Genomic DNA, 16,674 nt, shown 5'->3' with positions numbered 1-16,674 from the left:
AGGCGCCATGCAGCTCCCGTTGAAAAACGGTCCAGCTGCATGGCGCCTTTTTCGTTTTGGCGGGGAACGGCATGGTCGACACAACGACAGCAACCACCAGTAAATCAGTGCGCAGCGTCTGTCCCTATTGCGGGGTCGGCTGCGGCATTGTCATGCAGGTGGAAAACAACCTGATCGTCAAAGTCTCCGGCGACAAACAGCACCCGAGCAACGCCGGGCGCCTGTGCACCAAGGGCAGCACCTGCGGCCAGGCGGTGGCCAACAGCGGGCGCATGGAGCACGCCTTTATGCGCCAGGAGCGCAACCGCGACCCGGTGCGCGTCGGCATCGAGCAAGCGATCGAAGCCACCGCCAGCCGCCTGCGCGCGATCATCGATGAACATGGGCCCGACGCCGTGGCGCTGTATGTGTCCGGGCAGATGTCGCTGGAGGCGCAGTACCTGGCCAACAAACTGGCCAAGGGGTTTATCCGCAGCCGCCATATCGAATCCAACTCGCGGCTGTGCATGGCCAGCGCCGGTAGCGGCTACAAGCTGTCGCTTGGCGCCGATGGGCCGCCCGGCTCTTATGACGACTTCGACCACAGCGAGCTGTTTGTGGTGATCGGCGCCAACATGGCCGACTGTCACCCGATCCTGTTTCTGCGCCTGCTCGACCGGGTAAAAGCCGGCGCCAAACTGGTGGTCATCGACCCGCGGCGCAGCGCCACGGCAGACAAAGCCGACCTGTTTTTGCAGATCCGCCCCGGCACCGACCTGGCCCTGCTCAACGGCCTGCTGCACCTGCTGGTGAACAACGGCCATACCGATGCGGCATTCATTCAGTCGTTCACCGAAGGCTGGGAGGTGATGGAAGACTTCCTCTCGCTCTATACCCCCGAGCATGTCGCCGAGGTCACCGGCCTCAGCGAAGCCGACATCCGCCAGACCGCGCAATGGATCGGCCAGGCCGCCAACTGGATGAGCTGCTGGACCATGGGCCTCAACCAGAGCGTGCACGGCACCTGGCACACCAATGCGCTGTGTAACCTGCACCTGGCCACCGGCGCCATCTGCCGGCCGGGCAGCGGGCCGTTTTCCCTCACCGGCCAACCGAATGCCATGGGCGGCCGCGAGATGGGTTATATGGGCCCCGGCCTGCCGGGCCAACGCTCGGCATTGGTCGCCGATGACCGCGCCTTTATCGAACAGCTGTGGCACCTGCCCAGCGGCAGCCTGCGCAGCGAGGCTGGCGACGGCACCGTGGCGATGTTCGAGCAGATGCGCGAAGGCGCCATCAAGGCCTGCTGGATCATCTGCACCAACCCGGTGGCCAGCGCGCCGAACCGCCAGAGCGTGATCGAAGCACTGCAAAACGCCGAGCTGGTGATCACCCAGGACGCCTACCTGGATACCGAAACCAACCGCTACGCCGACATCCTCCTGCCCGGCGCCCTGTGGGCCGAAGCCGAAGGGGTGATGATCAACTCCGAGCGCAACCTGACCCTGATGCAACCCGCCGTGCAGGCCCCCGGCGACACCTTGCCCGACTGGCAACTGATCGCCCGTGTCGCCTGCGCCATGGGTTATGCCGAGGCCTTCAGCTACAGCAGCGCAGAGCAGGTGTTCGACGAGCTCAAACAAGCCGCCAACCACAAGACCGGTTACGACATTCGTGGCGCCAGCTACACCCGCCTGCAACAGGCGCCGCTGCAATGGCCGTGCGCCGAAACCAGCAGCAGCGTGCGCAACCCGATTCGCTACCGCGACGAACACAGCACCCGCTTTGCCACCGACAGCGGCAAGGCGCAGTTCTTCGCCCGCCCGCACCTGCCACCGGCCGAGCTGCCGGATGACGACTTCCCCCTGGTGCTCAACACCGGCCGCGTGCAGCACCAGTGGCACACCCTGACCAAGACCGGCAAGGTGCCGAGCCTGAACAAACTCAACCCCGGGCCGTTCGTGGAAATCCACCCCAGCGACGCCGCTCGGCTGGGCATTGTCGAACGCAGCCAAGTGGAAATTCGCTCGCGGCGTGGCCGCGCAGTGCTGCCGGCGGTGCTCAGCGAGCGGGTACGCCCCGGCAACTGTTTTGCGCCCTTTCACTGGAACGATGTGTTTGGCGAAAACCTGGCGATCAACGCAGTCACCAGTGCTGCCATCGACCCGATTTCCCTGCAGCCGGCGTTCAAATTCTGCGCCGTGGCCCTGCAGCCCCTCAGTACGCCAAACGCCGAACCGCTGCCGCCATCCGCCAAGGAACTTGCCCCGATGACCCTCGATGCGTTCGCCCGTCAGCTCAACCTGGACACCCCGCCCGCCCTCGCCTTAAGCGCCGACGAGCAGTTGTATATGCAGGGTTACCTGCTCGGCCTGCGCAACGTCGAGGCGCGTCAGGCCGGCGTGCCCACCCTGCCCGCCAGCGCGCCGTTCGCCGCGGCTAAACGCCTGCTGCTGGACGGCCTGCTGGCCGGTTTGTTTTCCCGCGCCGGCAACGACGCCGTGCCGCTGAGCCTGGTGGATAACAGCGCCCCGGAATGGCTGGTGCTCTGGGCCTCGCAGACTGGCAACAGCGAAACCCTCGCCGCCACCTGCGCCGAACGCCTGGGAAGCGCCGGCCAACGGGCGCGCCTGCAAGCCATGGACGAAGCCAAGCTGGAGGACCTGCGCAGCGCCGCTGGCGTGCTGCTGGTAACCAGCACCTTTGGCGATGGCGACCCACCCGACAACGCCAGCGACTTCTGGCACAGCCTGCAAAACGCCGACGCCCAGGCCCTGGCCAACAGCCGCTTCAGCGTGCTGGCCCTGGGTGATTCCAGCTACCAACAGTTCTGCGGTTTTGGCCGCAAGCTCGACGAACGCCTGGCGGAATTGGGCGCCGAGCGGCTGCAGCCACGCCTGGAGTGCGAGCCGGATTATCAAGTGCCTGCCGAGCAATGGCTAAGCGCCTTGTGCAGCCGTTTCGCCGCCACAGCTGAAGCAGCCACCCCAGCACCACTGCTGCGCCCGACACCGGTGGAAAGCAGCACCTATAACCGCGCCAATCCGCTGCGCACCACCCTGTTGCATAACGAAGTGCTCAACCGCCCCGGCGCCGTGAAAGAAACCCGTCATCTGGCTTTTGACCTCAACGGCCATGACTTCCCCTACCAGGCTGGCGACGCCTTGGGTGTCTGGCCAAGCAACGACCCGGCGCTGGTCAATGAACTGCTGGCTACACTGCGCCTGGACGGCGAGGCCCAGGTCGAACTGGACAACCAACCGGGCATGCCGCTGCGTGAAGCCTTGACCGAGCACCTGGAAATCGCCCGCATCAGCCCCGACCTGCTGCGCCGCGTCGCCGGCCACAATGCCAGTCCGTTCCTCGAAGAACTGCTGCACGAAGGCAATCAGACGGCCTTACAGGATTGGCTGTGGGGCCGCCAGGTGCCGACCCTGCTGCGCGAATTCCCGATTGCCCTCGATGCCCAGCAACTGGCGCGCCTGCTTAAACAGCTGCAACCGCGCCTGTACTCCATCAGCTCCAGCCCCAAGGTCACCGCCAACGAGGTGCACCTCACAGTCGCCATCGTCCGCTACCAACACCAGGGCCAGGCGCGCGGCGGCGTGTGCTCGACCTTCCTCGCCGACCGCGCGGCCCACAGCGGCGTGCGCATCTTTCTGCAACGCTCCACCCACTTCCGCCCGCCGCAGGAAGCCAGCACGCCGCTGATCATGATCGGCCCCGGCACCGGCATCGCGCCGTTTCGCGCCTTTCTGCAGGAACGTCAGGTGCAAGGCGGTGGCGGCAAGAACTGGCTGTTCTTCGGCGAGCAACGGGCGCTGAGCGACTTCTACTACCACGACGAACTGCGCGCCTGGCAACGCAGCGGCCTGCTCACCCGCCTGGACACCGCCTTCTCCCGCGACCAGAACGAGAAAATCTACGTGCAGCAACGCATGCTCGAAGAAGGCGCAGCCATCTGGCAGTGGCTGGAACAAGGCGCCTACGTGTGCGTATGCGGCGATGCCAGCCGGATGGCCAAGGACGTGGATGCGGCGCTGAAGAAGATCGTGCAGGTGCACGGCAAGATGACTGCGGGGGCGGCGACGCTGTATGTCAGCGGCATGAGCAAAGACCGCCGTTATCTGCGCGATGTTTATTGAAACCGCGATTCTGGATCCCAGCCTGCGCTGGGATGACGGAGAGTTCACCGTCACCCCAGCGCAGGCTGGGGCCCAGAATTTATCTGGACACCCAATTGGCCGGCACACCAATTGCTCATCAAACCGCAAAGGCCGCCTTCCAACGCTGGAACCGAGCCACTACAGACATGACAATGGCGTCGTGCTCGACCGGCTCTAAGCTGGGAGGTACGGCGCTTTTTTTTGCGAAAACGGTTTTGGGAATCGCGGCATGAACGACCACAGCAACCCCATCGACGCCCTCCACGCCCTGGCCTGGGTGGCCGGCAGCGATGCCCCGGAGAAGAACGTGCTGAACCTGGGCTTTATGCCGCTCAGCGACTGCGCCTCGGTGGTGGTGGCCGCCACCCAGGGCTTTGCCCAACCCTATGGCCTGACCCTCAACCTCAAACGCCAGAGCTCCTGGGCCGGGCTCAGCGACAAACTGCTCAGCGGCGAACTGGATGCCGCCCACAGCCTGTACGGCATGATCTACGCCCTGCAGCTGGGCATCAGCGGCGCGCCGGCCACCGACATGGCGGTGCTCATGGGCCTGAACCAGAACGGCCAGAGCATCAACCTGTCGCAGCCGCTGAAAGACGCCGGCGTGACCACTGCCAGTGCACTGGCGCAGCGCGCGCACCAAAGCGGCTCCAAACTGACCTTCGCCCAGACCTTCCCCACCGGCACACACGCCATGTGGCTGTACTACTGGCTGGCGAGCCAGGGCATTCACCCGTTGCACGACGTCAACAGCGTGGTGGTGCCGCCGCCACAGATGCTCGCCCACCTGCAAGCCGGGCGCATCGACGGCTTTTGCGTTGGCGAGCCCTGGGGCGCCCATGCCATCGCCCATGAACAAGGTTTTACCGTCAGCACCAGCCAGGCGATCTGGCCGGACCACCCGGAAAAGGTCCTGGCCTGCACCCGCGAATTCGTCGAGCAATACCCCAACACCGCGCGCGCCCTGGTGATGGCGGTGCTGGAAGCCAGCCGTTTTATCGAAGCAAGCCCGGAGAACCGCCGCAGCACTGCGCAGTTGCTCAGCGCGGCGGAGTTTCTCGACGCGCCGCTGGCCAGCGTCGAACCGCGCCTGCTCGGGCGCTACAGCGACGGCCTGGGCAACAGCTGGCAGGACGACCACGCCCTGCGCTTTCACGACCACGGCGCGGCCAACTTCCCCTACCTGTCCGATGGCATGTGGTTTATGACCCAGTTTCGCCGCTGGGGTCTGCTGCGCGAGGAGCCGGACTACCTCGGCGTCGCGCAACAGGTGCAGCAACTCGAACTGTACCGCCGCGCCGCCGGCAGCCTGGAAATCGCCGTGCCCGCCGCGCCCCTACGCAGCAGCACCTTGCTCGATGGCAGCGTGTGGGACGGCAGCGACCCGGCCGCCTACGCCCGCAGTTTCGCCCTGCATGCCCTCAGCGATCAGTGAGCCGACGACCATGTTGCGAATCCTGCTGATCAACGACACCTCGAAAAAAGTCGGCCGCCTGCGCGCCGCCTTGAGCGAGGCCGGCTTCGAAGTGATCGACGAATCCGGCCTGACCATCGACCTGCCCGCCCGCGTGGAAGCCGTGCGCCCCGACGTGGTGCTGATCGACACCGAGTCCCCCAGCCGCGACGTGATGGAGCAAGTGGTGCTGCTCAGCCGCGACCAGCCACGGCCGATCGTGATGTTCACCGACGAACATGACCCCGGCGTGATGCGCCAGGCGATCAAGTCCGGCGTCAGCGCCTACATCGTCGAAGGCATCCACGCCCAACGCTTGCAGCCGATCATGGACGTGGCCATGGCCCGCTTCGAAAGCGACCAGGTACTGCGCCAGCAACTGCACGCCCGCGACCAGCAACTGGCCGAACGCAAACGGGTGGAACTGGCCAAGGGCCTGCTGATGAAAATGAAAGACTGCAACGAAGAAGAGGCCTACACCCTGATGCGCCGCCAGGCCATGAGCCGGCAACAGAAACTGATTCAGGTGGCCGAACAGATCATCGCCATGAGCGAGATGTTGAACTGAGGTGCGCTTTTAACAACGCCAAAGCTCGCGGCTAAAGCCCCTCCCACAGGGACAGGTGTTCCTTTGTGGGAGGGGCTTTAGCCGCGAGCTTTTGATCTTCTGCAAACACCTTTCCCAGGGCTGCGTGAACAGCATGGTGCGCACAGTGCCCAACACGCGCCATAACGCAGCACAGGATTGCATCTGCGAGCCTCCATGCAGCGCAGAACCACCGATCTAGAGCCTTCCACCCAACCTGGCACACAACCTGCTCATGCATCTGCACAGGTAGCCAACGGCGGTTGCCCCACCACGACAAAGACGTCGCTATTCCCCTGAGCCTTTTGCCCAGTGGAGTGCGGCGTTTTTTGCGTTTTTGGCCTCGCAAACGAGGCGGTGGAGTGGCCGTGGCGGTCACCCACCTGCAATCACCCAACCTATTTGCAGATGAGGTGTTGAATGAACAACAACAGTTTCTGGAAAGCCGGACACACCCCCACGCTGTTCGCGGCGTTTCTGTATTTCGACTTGAGCTTTATGGTCTGGTACCTGCTCGGCCCCATGGCCGTACAAATCGCCACCGACCTGCAACTGACCACCCAGCAACGCGGCTTTATGGTCGCCACGCCGATTCTGGCAGGCGCCCTGCTGCGCTTTCTGATGGGCATGCTGGCCGACCAGGTGTCGCCAAAAAACGCCGGCATCATCGGCCAGGTGATTGTCATCGGCGCCCTGGCCGTGGCCTGGCAACTGGGCATCCACAGCTATGAACAAGCGCTGCTGCTCGGCGTGTTCCTCGGCATGGCCGGCGCCTCGTTCGCCGTGGCCTTGCCGCTGGCTTCGCAGTGGTACCCGGCCGAGCACCAGGGCAAAGCCATGGGCATTGCCGGCGCCGGCAACTCGGGCACCGTGATCGCCGCACTGGCCGCGCCGGTATTGGCGGCAGCCTTTGGCTGGACAAACGTGTTCGGCCTGGCGCTGATCCCGCTAGTGATCACCTTGGCGCTGTTCAGCTTGCTGGCCCGCAACGCCCCCAACCGCGCCAAACCCAAATCCATGGCCGACTACTTCAAGGCCCTGGGCGACCGTGACAGCTGGTGGTTCATGTTTTTCTACAGCGTCACCTTCGGTGGCTTTATCGGCCTGGCCAGCGCCCTGCCCGGCTACTTCCACGACCAGTACGACCTCAACCCGGTAACCGCCGGCTACTACACCGCGGCCTGTGTATTCGGTGGCAGCCTGATGCGCCCACTGGGCGGCGCCTTGGCCGACCGTTTTGGCGGCATTCGCACCCTGCTCGGCATGTACGCCCTGGCGGCCATCTGCATCGCGGCGGTGGGCTTCCACCTCTCCAGTTCGGTCGCTGCCCTGGCGCTATTCGTGGCCGCCATGTTGGGCCTGGGTGCCGGCAACGGCGCGGTGTTCCAACTGGTGCCACAGCGCTTCCGTAAAGAGATCGGCGTGATGACCGGGCTGATCGGCATGGCCGGTGGCATCGGCGGTTTCCTCCTGGCGGCAGGCCTGGGGGCGATCAAGCAGAACACCGGCGACTACCAACTCGGCCTGTGGCTGTTCGCCAGCCTCGGCGTGGTTGCCTGGTTCGGTCTGCACGGGGTTAAACGCCGCTGGAGAACCACCTGGGGTTCGGCTGCCTTCACCGCTGCGCGCGTGTAAGGGCCACCCATGAGCCTGCAATTGAGCTACGCCGAAGCCAGCGCCAGCGGGCCACGGGCGGAGAACCAGGATGCGATTCGCCTGGTCACCCCCGCCCCGGCGCTGGCGGCCAGCAAGGGTTATCTGTTTGCCTTGGCCGACGGTGTCAGCCAATGCGCCGACGGTGGCCTGGCCGCGCGCTCAACCCTGCAGGCCCTGGCCCTGGACTACTACGCCACGCCCGAAACCTGGGGCGTGGCGCAGGCCCTGGACCGTTTGCTGCTGGCGCAAAACCGCTGGCTGCACGCCAACGGTGGCGGCCAGCCACTGCTTACCACCCTGAGTGCCTTGGTGGTGCGCGGCAAACAATTCACCCTCGCCCATATCGGCGATTGCCGGGTATACCGCTGGTTCGCCGGGCAACTGCAACGCATCAGCGAAGACCACGTGTGGGGCCAACCAGGCATGCAACACGTGCTCAAACGGGCGATGGGCCTGGAACAGCACCTGGTGGTCGACTACCTGGATGGTGAATTGCGCGAGGGCGAGAGTTTTCTGCTGGTCAGTGACGGCATCTGGGCCACCCTCAGCGAAACCTCGATTGCCGGCATTCTGCGTGACGAAAGCCAACTGCAAGCCGCCAGCCAGGCCCTGGTCAGCGCCGCCCACCAGGCCGGCAGCCAGGACAACGCCAGCGCTGTACTGGTACGGGTCGACGCCGTCGGCGAAAGCAGCCTCGGCGATGTACTCGGCCAGGTCGAACAATGGCCACTGCCACCGGCGTTAAAACCGGGGCAACACTTCGAAGGCTGGCAGGTGGACGCCGTTGTCGGCCACAGCCAGCAGTCGGTGCTCTACCGGGTATACGACACCCAGCAACAACCCTGGCTGCTGAAAACCCTGCCAGCCAGTCGGGACAACGACAGCCATGCCGGCCAAGCCTTGCTCCAGGAAGAATGGTTCCTGCGCCGGGTTGCCGGCCGTTATTTTCCCGAGGTGCACCACGCCAACCAGCGTCAGCACCTGTACTACCTGATGCGCGAACACGAAGGCATCACCTTGGCCGAGCACTACACCCTGCACGGCACCTTCGGCCTCAACCAATGGCTGGAAATCGCCTCGCGCCTGTTACGCGCGCTGGGCATGCTGCACCGGCGCAACATCCTGCACCGGGACATCAAACCGCAGAACCTGCTGCTCAGCAGCGACGGTGAACTGCGGGTGCTGGACTTTGGTCTCGCCTACTGCCCTGGCTTGTCCCGCCAGGACAGCGGCGAGCTACCCGGCACCCCCAGTTTCATCGCCCCGGAAGCCTATGCCGGCGCTGCCCCCAGCGTGGCCCAGGACCTTTTCAGCGCTGCTGTGAGCCTCTACTACCTGCTCACCGGCCATTACCCCCATGGCGAAATCGAAGCCTTCCAGCGCCCGCGCTTCGGCGCCCCGGTGGCGGCCAGCCGCTACCGCCCGGACCTGCCCGAATGGCTGGTGCACAACCTCGACAAAGCCTTGGCCACTGACCCGGCGCAGCGTTTTGAAACCGCCGAAGAATGGCTGCTGGCGCTGCAACACGGCGAACAACAACCCAGCGCCCGGCCACGGCCGCTGCTGGAGCGTGAACCCTTGAAAGTCTGGCGCGGCCTGGCCCTGGCCTCGCTGTTGGGCAACTTGCTGTTGCTCGCCTGGCTACTCCATTCCTGATTGATGAGGACACACCCATGAGCGCAAAAGTCTGGCTGGTTGGCGCCGGCCCCGGTGATCCGGAACTGCTTACCCTCAAAGCTGTGCGCGCCCTCAACGCCGCCCAGGTGGTGATGATCGACGACCTGGTCAACCCGGCCGTGCTGGAGCATTGCCCCGGCGCCAAGATCATCCCCGTCGGCAAACGCGGCGGGTGCCGCTCCACCCCGCAGGAATTCATCCACCGCCTGATGCTGCGCTACGCCCGCCAGGGTTACTGCGTGGTGCGTTTGAAAGGCGGCGACCCGTGCATCTTCGGCCGCGGCAGCGAAGAAGCCGACTGGCTCGGTGCTCATGGCATCGAAGTGGAGTTGGTCAACGGCATTACCGCCGGCCTGGCCGGCGCCACCCAATGCGGCATTCCCTTGACCCTACGCGGCGTCGCCCGTGGGGTGACGCTGGTCACTGCCCATACTCAGGATGACAGCAGCCTCAACTGGCAGGCCCTGGCGCAAAGCGGCACCACTTTGGTGATCTACATGGGGGTGGCCAAGCTTGAAGAAATTCAGAGTGAGTTGTTGGCGGGTGGGCTGCCGGCCAATACGCCGGTGGCGATGATCGAAAACGCCTCGTTGCCGCAGCAGCGGGAGTGCCGCAGTGAACTTGCCGGTATGTGTGAAGCGGCGTGGGCATTTGAATTGAAGGCCCCGGCGGTGCTGGTGATTGGTGCAGTGGCGGGGGTTGGGCAGATGGCGGTGGTGGAACGTCGGTTGGGTTGAGGAACGTAGGTTGGGTTGAGCGCAGCGAAGCCCAACGGGTATAGGGCGGGGGCTGTTGGGCTTCACCTTGGGTTCAGCCCAACCTACGGACTAAGTGAACAAGTGCGCGCATAGATTGCGCTCGCCTCGTGCACAGTGACTCACGGTGCGATGCAGTTTTCGGTAAGCTCCGCAAAAACCACGGAGCTACGCCGATGAAGGAACGTCGAATCAATCAGTGGGAAGAGCCCACTCCCTTCTCCACTGCGGTGGGTTCGTTCCTTCTACGTTGCCTCTACTTAGCACTATTGAGCGGCTTCATTGTGCTGCTGCTTGCCCTCACCAATGGAGCACCAAGGCAACGCTCTCCTAACGAGAACATTCTTTATTGGGTGTTCATGCTCGTCACTTTCGGCCCCGCCTATATCGTTGCCTTTACACCCTGGGCAACGCTTAAACGCCTGCCGGTTGCGCTGGTTGCCTGGCTAATTTTTCTGTTTTTTTTGATCGGTTTTTTCTGGATATCCTCTACAGGCGTAGGGCGCTGGCTGATCGGTGTAATCAGTTCCATTTTCTGATCCGCAAGCGACGAACTTTTCGCTTTTCACCCGCCGTACTCGCGCAGGCGGGGACCCAGAATGGCGCAGGTGTCCTAGGCTCTCTCGGGCCGTTGGGAGCCGTCGGTTCAGCGCCTGTGGGTTGGTATTCTTCCTTACCGCGTGCGCTGGGCGATCTGTTTCGCGCCTTACGCGCGACTCACTTTATGCCAGTCGCCGGTGTGCCGGACCAGGCAAAAAGTAAGCAAAAAACGCTCGCCCCAACCTTGGGTCTCCGCTGCGCTCCGACTTCCCTCGCTCCGGCGCTGCTCCAGGGGCCGGCAGAACAGGCCATCCATGGCCTGTCTCTGCCTTTCGCGGCTCCCGGCCGCTCAACCCCTTGCGCAGCGCCTGCACTCGGCCTGCGCTAACGGGGCGGGTGGATCAAGATCAACAGCCAGATCAACAGCCAGATCAACAGCCAGATCAACAGCCAGATCAACAGCCGGATCAAAAGCTCGAGGCTGAATCGGATGGCCGCCCCGCTCTCTCACAAGAGACCTCGTGCCTCTGTGGGAGCGCGGATTTCGCTTGGGCTATAGTGCAGCTCCCTGCCCCCCGGATGCCGTGTGTTGATGAAGCTGATAACCGCCCTCGCCTGCTTGCTCGCCTGCGCCGAGGTGTCGGCGGCGGACCTCGATCCCAACCTCGCCGCCCCCGCGCCCTGGCCGGTGCAGCAGGTGGAATGGCGTGCGGCGTTGGCGGAAATCAAGTCGCCGGTGGCCAATCTGGAAGCCCGCGCCAACCGCGAGGCCAGCCTGCTGCACGGCACCGCCGAGGTGGCGGCCGAGGGGCTGGTCGACCGTATCGCCGGTAACGACAACTACCAGTTGCAGGCGCTGCAGCCATTCGTGGCGGCGATTGGCAGCTCGGCCACCCTCTCCACGTTTGTCGATACCCAGCGCAACCAGGCGGTGCGCCAGAACGGCACCCTGGTGAATCAGCCGCAGCCATTGCGGGTGGGTTATTCGATTGTGCTGACGCCCAGCCTGCAACCGGGTACGCCGGAAGGTGTGGTGATGAGTGAGGTGGTGGTGGCGCAAACCCTGGCCGATGGCAATGCGGTGCATCAGGCCAATGCCTATAACAAGGCGGGTTTGCGCGAGGGGGATTTTCAGACGTTGGTGTGGACGACGGGGAGTCGGCAGTTTTTGTTGGTGTTGAGGAGGAAGGCGGTTTCGGGGTTGTAGACGCAGGCAACGCATTGCCAATCCGAAACTCTGGGTCCCAGCCTGCGCTGGGACGACGGAGCTCTCCAAATTATCTCCTGTCATTCCTGCGCAGGCAGGAATCCAGAGTCTCCAGGCGTACACCTTATTCGCAGCCACATCAGCGTCTATTGCGAAACTCTGGGTCCCAGCCTGCGCTGGGACGACGGCGTTCTCACAAACACCTCCGTCGTCCTCGCGCAGGCTGGGACCCAGAATTTCGGCCCCTTACGTTGCTATCGGATCAAAAGCTGAAGTCCACCTTGGTCCAGAACGTGCGCCCCGGCTCGTTGATCGCCTCGTCATCCGCCGGATACCCAAAGCCGGCGTTGCCCGCCAGGTTCAGGTGTTCGGCGTAGGCCTTGTCGAACAGGTTGTCGACCCCGGTGCTGACTTTGAACTGCTTGTTCAGGCGGTACGCGGCGTTGATGGAAAACACGCCGAAGCCTGCGCTCTCGCCAAAATCCTGCCCCACCACGTTGCCTTTGCCTTCGGCGATTCGACCCTGACTGGCGACCACGCGCCACAGTGCGCCAGCGCTGAACGCAGCTTGCTCGTAGGTGAGGCCGAAGCGGGTTTCCAGCGGAGGCATTTGCGGCAGCGCTTCGCCGTCGGAGCTGTTTTTGCCCCAGGCATAGGCCAGGGTGGCGTCGGTTTTCCAATTGCTGGTCAGTTGATAGGCCACGCCCAATTCGCCGCCCATGATTCGCGCGTCGATGTTTTCCACTTGGGTGCTGTCGCCCATCATGCCGGGGCTGTAGCTGAACAGCAGGTAGTCGCGCACCTGGCCGACATAACCCGAGGCCCAGGCCTGCAGGTTTTCGCCGCCGTACTGCACGCCGAAGTCCAGTTGGGTGGTTTTTTCCGGCTGGCTGCCGTCGAAGGCGTTGACGCTGCCGGCCGGGCCGCGGGTGGCGGAAAACAGCTCCCAGTAATCGGGGAAACGCTCGGCATGGCCGAGGCCGGCATACAGGGTGGTGGGTGAATCGGCCAGGTCGTATTCGTAGCGCACAAAACCGCTGGGCAAGGTGTCGCCACGGGTTTTGTCGGCGGTCGGGTTGGCCATGTTCATCATGCCGACAGTTTGCCGGTAGTCGGTGGCTTCGCTGCGGTCCAGGCGTGCGCCGCCGATCAGGCGGGTGCGTTCGGCGGCGTTCCAGGTCAGTTCGCTGAAGGCGCCGTAGCTGTGGAACACCGCGTCTTTGCTCCAGGGGAACTGGTCGGCGTCGGTGTATTGGCGGGTCATCATGGCGTAGCTGGAGCTGCGTTCGCGGTGTTCGCTGCGCAGGGCGTCGACGCCGGTGACCAGTTCCACTGCAGTCCAGTTCCAGGTCGCGGCCAGGCGCCCTCCCACGGTACGGCGATCAACTTGCGCGGCCATCGGCATCGGCATGCTGCTGCTCGGGTCGGGGTCGCGCAGGCGGAAGTTGTCCATCACGTGGTTGGCGTAGTTGTAGTAGACCTGCGCTTCCACCTTGCTCAGCACTTCGCTGAGGTTGCGCTTCTCCACGCGCAAACCGAGGCTTTCGCGTTGGAACTGAGTGCCGTCCATGCCGCGGCCGGCATACCGTGCCTGGCCATCGCCTTTGCCGGCGGTGAGCTCGACCAGGGTGTCGGCGTCCGGCGTCCAGCCCAGGGCCACGTCGCTGTTCCACTTGTCCCAGCGCGAAGGCACGGTGTCGTGGTTGCCATCCTGATAATCGTCGGCGTGGCTCTGGTTGCCCACCAGGCGCAGGTAGCCCAGTTCGCTGCCGACGGCGCCGTCCAGCACCTTGTCGAAGCGGCCGTTGGAGCCGGCCAACAGGCTGCCGTCGAGGCGCCCGCCGAGTTCACTGAAGGTCTCCGGCTCGCGTTCGAACAGCACCGTGCCGGCCGAGGCGCCCGGGCCCCACAGTACGGTTTGCGGGCCTTTGATCACGGTGAGTTTGTCGAAGGTTTCGGGTGAGATATAGGAGGTCGGCGCGTCCATCCGCCCTGGGCAGGCGCCAATCATCAGGCCGCCATTGGTGCGGATGTTCAGGCGCGAACCGAACATGCCGCGCAACACCGGGTCGCCGTTGCTGCCGCCGTTACGCACCACAGAAAACCCCGGAATGGTCTTCAGGTAGTCGGCACCATCGCTGGCCGGTACCGGCTGGCGGGCATCTTTGGGGTTGGTGACCACGGTTAGCGGCGAGCTCTGCTGCACGGCGGTGATGATGGTGGCTTGCAGGTCGTGGTCATGGGGCTGGGCCTCGGTCGGTTCCTGCGCCTCTTCGGCGTAGGTGGTGGCACCCAGGGTCAGGCCGAGAAACAGTGCAAAGGCCTGCTGCCAGCGCAGGTGCTGCAAACGGAGGGAAAACGACGGTGTGGTTGTGGTGTTCATGGGCAGTTCCAGAAGCAAAAAAAGAAAATGCCGCCAAGCGGCTGGATGAGTGAGTAGAGGGCTAAACCGTTGCGCCCTAAAACCTCGTATCCACCCCCACCTCGAAGGTGCGCGGCGCGCCCATGTAATAGAGGGTGCCGTAGGCCTGCTTGGCGTAGATTTCATCGGTGAGGTTGCGCACGCGCAGGGTCAGCGCGGTGTTGGCGTCGACGCGGTAACGGGCGAAGGCGCCGTAGAGGGTGTACGACGGCGCCTTGAGGGTATTGGCGTTGTCGGCATACACCGAGGCCACGTAGCGCGCGTCCATGCCCACCTGCCAGCGCGGATCGAACTCGTAGCTGAGCCAGGCATTGGCGACATGGTTGGGCACGTTGGTGGGCGTGTTGCCCTGGCGCGATACCACGCGGCCACTGACCGACTCGTTGAACTCGTCGTACTGGGCGTCCACGTAGGCGAAGTTGCCTTCGACCAGCAGCGCCTGGGTGACCTGCAACTTGGCCGCCAGTTCGATGCCATTGGAGGTCTGTTGCCCGGCCTGAATGGTGGTCGTGGGGTTGTTCGGATCGGTGACGGCGAAGTCTTTGCGCACGATCTGGTACGCCGCCACGGTGGCCGAACCACGACCCTCGAGGAAGTCGAACTTGCTGCCGACCTCCACCTGCTCGCCGGTGGCGAGGTCGAAGTTCTGCGTTTGCGAGAAGGTTGCCGAGGCCAGCGAGCCGGCGGGTGGGTCGGCGGCGGTGCTGTATTGCACATACACATTGGCCGTTGGCGTCAGCGCATACACCAGACCGATGCGGCCGGTCACCGGCTCCCAGGTGCGTTGAAAAAACGCAGGGCTGGTCGGCGTCACCGCGCCGTAGTTGGTGACTTCCATATGCAGATGGTCGTAGCGCAAACCGCTGAGCAAGGCCAAACGTTCGGTGAGTTCCAGACGGTTTTCGGCGAAGCCGGCCATCGTCGTGACTTCATGCTTGCGCACCTTTTTCAGCCCCGCGCCACCCGGAATGTCGGCAAAGCTGCCGGGGTCGAAATGCTCGGGGTCGATGGTGTCGTAGGGCGCAGAACTGAAGCGGGAACTGGGGTACAGGCGCTGCTGGTTAACCGAATAATCCAGACCCGCCGACCACTGACTGCGCAAGCCGAACAGCTGGTTGTCATGGCGCAACTCGAAGCGGTTGCCATCCACCTGCTGGTCATGGCGCTGCAAGAAGGCCGAGTAGCGGCTGACCAAGCTATTGCTGGCGTTGTAGCGGTAATTCTCCAGGTTGCGGTAATCGCGCTGCCCGTCGTAGTGGTAGAGGGTATTTTGCAGGCTGGTACTGTCATTGATCTGGTAATCAATGATCGAACGCAGCCAACGCACCCGCTGTTCGTAACGGCCATCGGCGACGTTGTAGTTGTCGAAGCGCCGGCTCTTGTCGATGTGCATGGTGTCGCCGACCGGGTTCAACAACGGTGAGCCCCAGTAGGGGCTGTCTTCTTTGTCTTCCTGGTACTCCAGGGCCAGGGTATGGCTGAGCTGTTCGCTCAGGTCGCTGAGGATGGAGAACGCGGTGCTGGTGGCCTCGCGCTCGTTGCGGTCCATGTAGCCGTTGCCGTGGGTGCGGCTGACGTCCAGGCGGGCGAAGTGGCGCGGGTCCGGGCCCGAAGTCAGGGCGTGGTTGACGCCAATGGCCAGCTCCGAGCTGTCGTAGCTGCCATAGCGCACCCTGCCCTCCACCGTCTGTTCATCGCGGCTGGCCAGCTTGGTGATGTAGTTGATCGAGCCGCCCACGGCACCAGCGCCATAGAGAAAGGTCGAGGGCCCGCCAATCAGTTCGACGCGCTCATAAATCCAGGCGTCCACCGGCCGGTTGGCACTGGCGTAGCTCATGCCGATGCCGTTGTAGAGCTGGGTGATTTGCCCGGCGGTAAAGCCCCGGTACGCGACATAACCGCCGTAGCCCGGGTTGGCTGAGGCGTTGACGCCGGTCATGGTGTTGATCACGTCCTGGGTGTCTTTGGCACCCCGCGCTTCGATCACCGCGCGGTCGGCGACGCTGACCGAAGCTGGCGTTTCCCGAGCCGTCAGGCCCAGGCGCGAGCCGGTTTTGATCGGCTGATCGAGCACCAGGCCGGAGGGTTTCTCGACAGTCGCATCGATTGCTACCGGGCTTAGTTCAAGGGGCTCGTCGGCCCAGGCGAGATTGCAGGCGCCGACCAGCAGCACCAGAGAGCTTGTTTTTATTGGCATGTCAGATTTCCACACAACAGTGACGGCTGTTTCGTG

Annotated in this window: 10 protein-coding genes; 8 read left to right on the top strand and 2 right to left on the bottom strand. The window is 63.9% G+C overall.

Annotated elements, in window-relative coordinates:
• Positions 1-71: 71 nt before the first annotated feature.
• The 8 genes from C8K61_RS02705 (at position 72) to C8K61_RS02670 (ending at position 12,019) form a co-directional block, all read left to right on the top strand.
• Positions 72-4,124 carry a bifunctional nitrate reductase/sulfite reductase flavoprotein subunit alpha gene (locus C8K61_RS02705; protein WP_108094626.1) on the top strand — a complete coding sequence of 1,351 codons (4,053 nt, stop codon included), beginning with the start codon at positions 72-74 and terminating at the stop codon, positions 4,122-4,124.
• A gap of 250 nt (positions 4,125-4,374) precedes the next feature.
• On the top strand, positions 4,375-5,580 hold the full coding sequence (locus C8K61_RS02700; RefSeq protein ID WP_108094625.1) for a CmpA/NrtA family ABC transporter substrate-binding protein: 1,206 nt from the start codon (positions 4,375-4,377) through the stop codon (positions 5,578-5,580).
• A 10-nt stretch (positions 5,581-5,590) separates the two neighbouring features.
• On the top strand, positions 5,591-6,166 hold the full coding sequence (locus C8K61_RS02695) for an ANTAR domain-containing response regulator (protein WP_108094624.1): 576 nt from the start codon (positions 5,591-5,593) through the stop codon (positions 6,164-6,166).
• A 438-nt stretch (positions 6,167-6,604) separates the two neighbouring features.
• Positions 6,605-7,819 carry a NarK/NasA family nitrate transporter gene (locus C8K61_RS02690; protein ID WP_108094623.1) on the top strand — a complete coding sequence of 405 codons (1,215 nt, stop codon included), beginning with the start codon at positions 6,605-6,607 and terminating at the stop codon, positions 7,817-7,819.
• A 9-nt stretch (positions 7,820-7,828) separates the two neighbouring features.
• Positions 7,829-9,496, top strand: a complete 1,668-nt coding sequence (locus C8K61_RS02685) for a bifunctional protein-serine/threonine kinase/phosphatase (RefSeq protein ID WP_108094622.1) — start codon at positions 7,829-7,831, stop codon at positions 9,494-9,496.
• A gap of 17 nt (positions 9,497-9,513) precedes the next feature.
• Positions 9,514-10,254: a uroporphyrinogen-III C-methyltransferase gene (gene cobA, locus C8K61_RS02680; protein ID WP_108094621.1), complete on the top strand. Its 741-nt coding sequence runs from the start codon at positions 9,514-9,516 to the stop codon at positions 10,252-10,254.
• Between the two features lie 194 nt (positions 10,255-10,448).
• Positions 10,449-10,811: a hypothetical protein gene (locus C8K61_RS02675; protein WP_108094620.1), complete on the top strand. Its 363-nt coding sequence runs from the start codon at positions 10,449-10,451 to the stop codon at positions 10,809-10,811.
• A 593-nt stretch (positions 10,812-11,404) separates the two neighbouring features.
• A complete protein-coding gene (locus C8K61_RS02670) occupies positions 11,405-12,019 on the top strand; it encodes a hypothetical protein (RefSeq protein ID WP_108094619.1) in 615 nt (204 codons plus the stop codon).
• Between the two features lie 262 nt (positions 12,020-12,281).
• Here C8K61_RS02670 and C8K61_RS02665 read toward each other — a convergent pair whose 3' ends face one another.
• Complete coding sequence (locus C8K61_RS02665) at positions 12,282-14,402, bottom strand: TonB-dependent copper receptor (protein ID WP_108094618.1); 2,121 nt, start codon at positions 14,400-14,402, stop codon at positions 12,282-12,284.
• Positions 14,403-14,478: 76 nt separating this feature from the next.
• Entirely contained in the window at positions 14,479-16,638 is a 2,160-nt protein-coding gene (locus C8K61_RS02660) for a TonB-dependent siderophore receptor (protein ID WP_108094617.1), read from the bottom strand.
• Positions 16,639-16,674 lie beyond the last annotated feature (36 nt).

It is taken from the genome of Pseudomonas sp. GV071 (assembly GCF_003050835.1).
Classification (GTDB): Bacteria; Pseudomonadota; Gammaproteobacteria; order Pseudomonadales; family Pseudomonadaceae; genus Aquipseudomonas.
Note: the sequence above shows the minus strand (reverse complement) of the source record. Positions and strands in the feature narration are given on the sequence as shown.

Excerpts from the sequence above, each read along its gene's own strand:
- C8K61_RS02705 (WP_108094626.1), top strand. The coding sequence starts at position 72 with ATGGTCGACACAACGACAGCAACCACCAGTAAATCAGTGCGCAGCGTC.
- C8K61_RS02700 (WP_108094625.1), top strand. The coding sequence starts at position 4,375 with ATGAACGACCACAGCAACCCCATCGACGCCCTCCACGCCCTGGCCTGG.
- C8K61_RS02695 (WP_108094624.1), top strand. The coding sequence starts at position 5,591 with ATGTTGCGAATCCTGCTGATCAACGACACCTCGAAAAAAGTCGGCCGC.
- C8K61_RS02690 (WP_108094623.1), top strand. The coding sequence starts at position 6,605 with ATGAACAACAACAGTTTCTGGAAAGCCGGACACACCCCCACGCTGTTC.
- C8K61_RS02685 (WP_108094622.1), top strand. The coding sequence starts at position 7,829 with ATGAGCCTGCAATTGAGCTACGCCGAAGCCAGCGCCAGCGGGCCACGG.
- cobA (WP_108094621.1), top strand. The coding sequence starts at position 9,514 with ATGAGCGCAAAAGTCTGGCTGGTTGGCGCCGGCCCCGGTGATCCGGAA.
- C8K61_RS02675 (WP_108094620.1), top strand. The coding sequence starts at position 10,449 with ATGAAGGAACGTCGAATCAATCAGTGGGAAGAGCCCACTCCCTTCTCC.
- C8K61_RS02670 (WP_108094619.1), top strand. The coding sequence starts at position 11,405 with ATGAAGCTGATAACCGCCCTCGCCTGCTTGCTCGCCTGCGCCGAGGTG.
- C8K61_RS02665 (WP_108094618.1), bottom strand. The coding sequence starts at position 14,402 with ATGAACACCACAACCACACCGTCGTTTTCCCTCCGTTTGCAGCACCTG.
- C8K61_RS02660 (WP_108094617.1), bottom strand. The coding sequence starts at position 16,638 with ATGCCAATAAAAACAAGCTCTCTGGTGCTGCTGGTCGGCGCCTGCAAT.